The organism is Paenibacillus sp. yr247 (genome assembly GCF_900103825.1).
Taxonomy (GTDB): Bacteria; Bacillota; Bacilli; order Paenibacillales; family NBRC-103111; genus Paenibacillus_E.
Map to the genome: position 1 here is coordinate 90359 of NZ_FNIF01000019.1, position 6579 is coordinate 96937.

At 44.9% G+C, this 6579-nt stretch carries 8 protein-coding genes; 4 read left to right on the top strand and 4 right to left on the bottom strand.

The features are described from left to right. Window positions 1-25: 25 nt before the first annotated feature. Window positions 26-475, top strand: a complete 450-nt coding sequence (locus BLT91_RS22970) for a PilZ domain-containing protein (RefSeq protein ID WP_090825292.1) — start codon at window positions 26-28, stop codon at window positions 473-475. On the opposite strand, the gene BLT91_RS22975 is transcribed toward BLT91_RS22970, so the two are convergent. The 4 genes from BLT91_RS22975 to BLT91_RS22990 form a co-directional block, all read right to left on the bottom strand. After that, a complete protein-coding gene (locus BLT91_RS22975; protein WP_090825294.1) occupies window positions 468-959 on the bottom strand; it encodes a GAF domain-containing protein in 492 nt (163 codons plus the stop codon). The two genes, BLT91_RS22970 and BLT91_RS22975, sit on opposite strands and share 8 nt — an antisense overlap. 213 nt (window positions 960-1172) lie before the next feature. Further along, window positions 1173-1862 (bottom strand): L-ribulose-5-phosphate 4-epimerase, encoded by a 690-nt coding sequence (gene araD, locus BLT91_RS22980; RefSeq protein WP_090825297.1) that lies wholly within the window; start codon window positions 1860-1862, stop codon window positions 1173-1175. Window positions 1863-2011: 149 nt separating this feature from the next. Continuing rightward, complete coding sequence (locus BLT91_RS22985) at window positions 2012-3241, bottom strand: S-layer homology domain-containing protein (protein ID WP_175532474.1); 1230 nt, start codon at window positions 3239-3241, stop codon at window positions 2012-2014. A 238-nt stretch (window positions 3242-3479) separates the two neighbouring features. Then, a complete protein-coding gene (locus tag BLT91_RS22990) occupies window positions 3480-3929 on the bottom strand; it encodes a hypothetical protein (RefSeq protein ID WP_090825301.1) in 450 nt (149 codons plus the stop codon). A gap of 418 nt (window positions 3930-4347) precedes the next feature. Here BLT91_RS22990 and BLT91_RS22995 point away from each other — a divergent pair, with 418 nt between their 5' ends. The 3 genes from BLT91_RS22995 to BLT91_RS23005 all read left to right on the top strand — a co-directional run. Continuing rightward, a complete protein-coding gene (locus tag BLT91_RS22995) occupies window positions 4348-4914 on the top strand; it encodes an RNA polymerase sigma factor (RefSeq protein WP_090825303.1) in 567 nt (188 codons plus the stop codon). Further along, window positions 4901-6181 (top strand): hypothetical protein, encoded by a 1281-nt coding sequence (locus tag BLT91_RS23000; RefSeq protein WP_090825305.1) that lies wholly within the window; start codon window positions 4901-4903, stop codon window positions 6179-6181. The genes BLT91_RS22995 and BLT91_RS23000 overlap by 14 nt, the downstream gene beginning before the upstream one ends. Before the next feature lie 137 nt (window positions 6182-6318). Continuing rightward, window positions 6319-6579: HTH domain-containing protein (locus tag BLT91_RS23005; RefSeq protein WP_368086795.1), on the top strand; the 261-nt coding region annotated here is incomplete at its 3' end.

A 6579-nucleotide genomic window follows, 5' to 3' on the forward strand; every position in this document is an offset into this window, starting at 1 on the left:
CCATCAACTATGAGGGGTATTGAGCATGTCACAATCAAATAAGCGCTCCAGCTTCAGACTAAATCTCCAAATCCCTTTATCAGCTTTGTTCAAAATTATTGGTATCAAAAACAAAGCAACTGACACCAAACAATCCAAGATTATGATAAAGGATATTAGCTCAGGCGGTATTCGAATCCATACACCATTAAATCTTCCTATCGATATGAGCTTGCTGCTAGAATTCACTTTTCATCTGTTTCATCAAGAAATAAAAGTACTGGGTGTCATCAAGCGAAAAACGATGCTGAAGCCATCCCTCTATGAATATGGGATCGAATTCAGCATCGTAGATCCAATTATGGAGCAGCAGCTTACAAGCCATCTGATTCTACTGGGAGCACGTTTAAAGCATGCGAGCGTACTTGCCAGCTGCAGCTTCTGTTCCGATGAAGATATAGCAGATATTTTTGCCACCACATATGATATTACATAGCAGAAGCAAGTTTCTGTACAAACAGTTCCAAGTAGCGCTGATCGATTTCATCAAATCGACTCTTAATGGGACTATCAATATCCAGTACCCCGATGAGCTCATTTCCTAAGAGGATCGGTACTACGATCTCCGATTGTGAGGCAGCGTCACAGGCGATGTGACCGGGAAATGCGTGAACATCCGGAACAAGCACCGTTTCTCGGCGTTCCGCAGACGTACCGCAAACACCTTTTCCCAGTGGAATCCGTACACAAGCCGGCAGTCCTTGGAAAGGCCCCAGAACGAGTTCTTTCTTCTCAGGTCTCTCGTCCAGCAAATAGAAGCCCACCCAATTCACATCTGTCAGAAACTGTCCGAGCAGCGCAGCAGCATTAGACAGATTCGCAATGCGATTCGGTTCGTCATGTATCAAAGCTTCAACTTGCTGAATCAGCAAGGTATAGTTATTTTCTCTTGTTCCTTCATAATTTGATTTTGTAAACATCGCTCATCATCCTTCTTCCCCAAATCGTTTCTACCTACTTATCATACCAAAAGATTACCTTCTAGCCAAAATACAAGTTAATGGGCAATTGGCATCCTGCGCCAACTGCCCTTTTTTAGTTGATAAAGAAAGTATAAGTTTTATACTGTTACTTCGCATCAACCTAGACAAACGCGCTCGTCTCTGAAGGACGACAGAGTCGTTTATCCTTGGTTATTTTTGCCCGTAATAAGCGCTCGTTCCGTGCTTTCTCAGGAAGTGTCGATCCAACAGCGTCTGGTCCATTGGCTGGGCCGATGCGTTTAAGTTGAATGTGCAGTAGGCAATCTTCGCGACTTCTTCCAGCACTACCGCGTTATGAACCGCATTGTGCGGGTCCTTGCCCCAACTGAAGGGTGCATGGCAGTTGACCAGCACGCTTGGGATCATCACCGGATCCAAATCCTTGAACGTCTCGATAATGACATTTCCCGTTTCCAGCTCGTAGGCGCCCTTAATCTCAGCCTCTGTCATTAGACGTGTGCAAGGAACTGCGCCGTAGAAATAATCCGCATGTGTGGTACCAAGCGCCGGAATGCCTCTGCCAGCCTGCGCCCAGCTTGTCGCCCAAGCTGAATGCGTATGCACGATACCGCCAATCGCCTCGAAAGCGCGGTACAACGCTAAATGCGTTGGTGTATCCGAGGAAGGCTTTAGCTTTCCTTCAACGATAATACCCTCCAGATCGACGACAACGAGATGTTCAGCCTTCAAGTCTTCGTAAGGTACGCCACTTGGCTTAATAACAACAAGCCCCTGCTCCCGATCAATCCCGCTAACATTGCCCCAAGTGAATGTGACGAGCCGATATTTCGGCAAATCCAAATTCGCTTCCAATACAGCCTGCTTCAAGTTCTCCAGCACCTGATCTCAACACCTTCCGAGAAAATGTACGTATAATTCTCATTATACATTTGTACGTACATGTTATCTAGATAGTGGCCAGATAAAAGTTAAATGCGGACAACTTGTATGTACACCTTTATCCTTAAGGACATTAATTAATGATGTGGTTAAGAATGTATAATAGAATAAATAATCGTTTTACCATCCGGCTCTAAACGTATTTCAACCGAGTAGCTGCCTATATGTTTGGTTGTCGTTTCGAGAACACCTTTGGCTGCAGCGCGCTCACAAGCGTCTGTGAATTGGCGATAGAAGATGTCTGCATCATAGCCGAAAAGGAAATCCGTAAACTTCCGGATGCTCTCCATATTGCGTGCAAGTGTCCCGTCCTCAAGGCGCACAGTCACCCCATAGGTCAAAAACTGCGGATCTAACCATAAGGACGCTTCATTGCTATTGCGCGCCTCGATTGTTGCACCGCTCTTCGCTAGCTCCTTGGCCTCCGCATTTCGGAATAAACGCAGCGTGGTTTCTTCTAGGTCATAATTCGTGCCTCGCAGCTTGCCAGCATCCTCCATCACATCGTAGGCTTGCAGCATACGCTGGTCTGGGAATACCAGCTTCTTATAGCTGCCATCCTTCGTTGGTACGACTTTGATGAAAGCGTCATTTCCGCTTTTCACACTAATACGCTTCGACTTCGTCTGCAAACGAGTAATAATTTGCAGTGCTTCCGCACGGGTAACACCTCGCCCAACTCCGAAATAGCCGTTCGGGTATCCTTCCATGATTCCCTTCGTCATCGCTTCGCCGATAAATTTCTGCTGTCTAGATGTCGCACTTTGAAGATCACCGAATTGTGAAGCGGCTTTAAGACTGTACACTTCATCTTCCAAATACTCGGTTTCCTTGAGCAAATAGTACAGGATTTCCGCCACATCTTCGCGTTTCAACTTTGCTTTATAATCGTTAAACTGACCCTTGCTTATAAAATGAAGGTCACTGGCCAAATCCAAATAAGGCTTAGCCCAGTATCCGACTGTGTTCGGTTTGAATGTGAAATCCCGATAATCCTGCTGTAAAATACTTTGATTACTCGCGCTTAGCGTTTGCAAAAAGCTAGATTTCCATTTTCGTTCGCCATTCGGATACTTATCTGTATAAGCTAGCAGTACGATTTTCACGAATTGGTCGGCAGTGACCGAATCATCTGGTCGAAAGGTCCCATCCGGAAAGCCGTCCAGTAACCCCTGCTGTACCATTTGACCGATCGTCTGCTCCGCCCAATGGCCTCGAACGTCCGTCATACTTGCCGCTTCACTCTTCCCCTGTACGACTCCTAATGTCATTACACAACATACTGTTGCTATTGTTATCCATTTATTCAGTTGCCGCATCCTTTGATTCTCCGCTTCTCCATGAGTTTTTTCGGCACCCTTATGTACCATTCTCTAGGATAAGCTTTCTACTGTGCTTTGAGAACAGGCTTAAAGTCTAGAAACAAGGGTGATCCAAGAACTACCAAACTTGGGTCTATAGCCACAAGGCGAGTTGAAAACGAAATTCTAAAAAAAGGACCACACCTTCTACACAAGTAGAAAGTACGGTCCTTACTATCCAATAAAAGCAGCTCAGCTAGCCGATTTTCTTCCTAGTCACGACGGTTACAGCTGAATTATAATAGCGCAGCCAATCAGTTATGTACAACATTTTTATCAGGAAGTCAGGAGCATTCCCATGCAGACTCGCATATTTTTCTTGCTGCAGCAGTTGATGCATCTCCCAGCTTTTCAGAAATATGGCTTTGATGAAAGCTTCCTCCGTTTGCGGCTTATACAGATCCGTTCCGCGGGAAAGTTCAATTTCCTCAATAATGACGCCTCGATAGTATGGATGTACATTCACTTGTTGACCCAAATCAATGTAAGCAAGTCCCGTATATTCGAAAGGCAGCCAAATTAAATTAGTCTTTTTATCTTCGAGTTTAACTGTGTAGGCTAAGCCCAAATTCAATGCAATCGGCTGCGGATAATTGTTAATTAGTCCGGATCTTAGGTGATCCGCTACATTTTCAACGAAATTCATGGTGTTCTTCCTCTCCCGAAGGACCTGATATACATACAGTGTCCAACCTTCATATTGCGTGTTAAGGCCTTCTATTGTCAAGACATACCCTATTACGAACTCCCTGCACATTACCGCATAAAAACAACCAATGATTAATGTTCTTAATAAAACTCATCTAGATTTCGACCTATAGTCATTTCCAAATTTCACAAAGGCGTCCGACTTATATGCTAGTCCACTCTCGAATTATATAAGGGATGATTTCAATATCCATTTGGCCATTCAAATTGGCTTCCTCATTTCCAAGAACATCAAGGGCTTATCCCCTATATATTCGTTCGATTAATGACCTTAAATCCTTAATTTTATCCATTTATTTTTTTGTGAACTACGAACTTTTTTAAACTTGTAACGTCTAATTCAGAGAGGTGAGAGAATGGAGACGACCGGTGTCCATGTATTTGATTACTTAAAGTACGTTTCTGAAACAACGGATGAAAAAGCAATCCTACGCAATTTAATGGAGGCTTATGGGAATGACGTATGGAATTATGCGTTTAGCATTTGCCGCAATATGGATTTAGCCGATGACATTACGCAGGATGCTTTTTTAAAAGTATATCGCAATCTTACCTCATTCCGCGGCGAAGCTTCGGTCAAGACCTGGCTGCTCACTATTACACGTAATACCACTTATGATTACCTACGAAAAGCATTCTGGCGTAAAGTAACCCTTGTTGGCTTCATTCAATCTGCAGGTACATCAAACTCGGCAGAAACGGAAGCAATGGAAAAATTATATGCAAGTGATATATGGAAAAAAGTGATTTCTCTTCCTCCTAAGTATAGGGAAATTTTGATTTTGCATGCCCACTACCAGCTCTCAACGAAAGAAATGGCAGCCATTCTCAACATCTCGGAGGGAACCGTTAAATCCCGGCTTCACCACGCCAGACTCAAGGTGATCAGTCTGAAGGAGCGTGAAGCGCTTGAACAATCCTGATCCAGATGACTTACACAAAAAGTTGGAATCAGGACCGCTTGAGCAACCCGGCTTTACTTCCAAGCTTCAACGCGACATCGAGGAAGCGATAGAGCGAAAGGAACGAGCGAAGCCGAAGGTAAAGCCCGTACTCTGCTTCGCTGGAGTTGGTGCGATCGCTGCAGCGGTACTGCTCTTCCCATGGAGTACGATCCATACCCAAAGTGCTGCAGCTCCTGCTATGGATGCTTCTGTTATGACTGCAGGAGCGTCCATAAGCTTGTCCCCAGCACCGATAAGCACCGCACTTCTTATTGGCCTTAGGACCGAACATGACCCCAACAGCAGTGAGGTTGGGAGCACTCTGAAACCAATGCGCTACAGCACATATCGAACGATGCTTATTGCGCCTGTTCGAGGGCAATTGCAAAAGACATCTGAGGGCACGGGAATTCTCATGCCTTATAAGCAAAATTTTTGGAAAATCGATTCCCTTGTCCATAAAACGAAAACAGATGAATTCCACTATTTATCTGCTCATTTAGCAGATCAGCCCGTGAAACCTGAAAAATTCCCCGATCAGGCAGATGTACAATTAAATCATGTGGAAACACTGTTGTTTGCAGGAAATCAATATGTATCCATTGCCGAATCAGAGCAAGCTTGGCGTGGCAATGCCCCTTACCAAGCTGATCGCATTTGGGTTCGTACCCTCCCGCAATTAAAGGAAGGGCACACGGTGCAGTTCTATAACAAACCGTTGGACAAGAACCATGTATCGATCAACGATCTATACGGCACTAACATCAGCAGTGTACTTACACGTGTATCGAACGGTCCCACAGCTATGCTAGGTGAGATTACGGGCCAAAGCTGGACCGTCCAACGTGAACCAGGGCGCTGGGTCGGCAAGGTCGCAGAGACGCCGCGAGTTGGCGCTAAGACCCCCGATAGCTATGTACTACACGACTTCCCGCTTGAGCTTCCGGACAAAGTCGTCAATCACGACGATCTCTGCTGTTCTTGGAGCGGCATTCAGTCCTCATGGCCGCAAGCGACCGATACGTTAACATCGCCGATGAACGATATGATTGTTATCTTTGAGGACGGCAAGCTCAAGTTCTATCCTTACGGTCAGGCGCCCGGAAATACTCCGCAGCTAGTTCTGGATCTGCAGCCCGGCGAGCAGCTTGTTATGGCGCAGTGGGCGACAGATCACTACGTTCAGGAGTGGATCGATAAGGTTGGCCGTTATTTATCGGTCAATAAGATGAACGAGCACCCATGAGTGAATGAATGATCTGGACCCCCATACAAAAAACCTCTAAGTACACTGGTACCCATAGTCTGGACACTTTGAAAAAGTGTTCAGACTGTGGGTACCTTTTTTTGTATACTAGAGTAAGCACCGGAGGGGATTACATCATGTCTAAAAAAATCTTTAACGAAAAAGACCGAATGAAATTATCAACCAATAAATATGTTGTCAAGATAAGTGAGAAAGCAATAACCTATGCTGATGAATTTAAACAGTTGTTCATCGATCAATACATGGAGGGGAAAACCCCTTGGGAAATCTTTGAATCAAACGGTTTTGATGTAAACATAATTGGAAAGCAACGTGTAAAAGCATGCGCCAAGCGTTGGAAGAAAGCATACGGAGAAGATGGAATTACTGGACTAGCC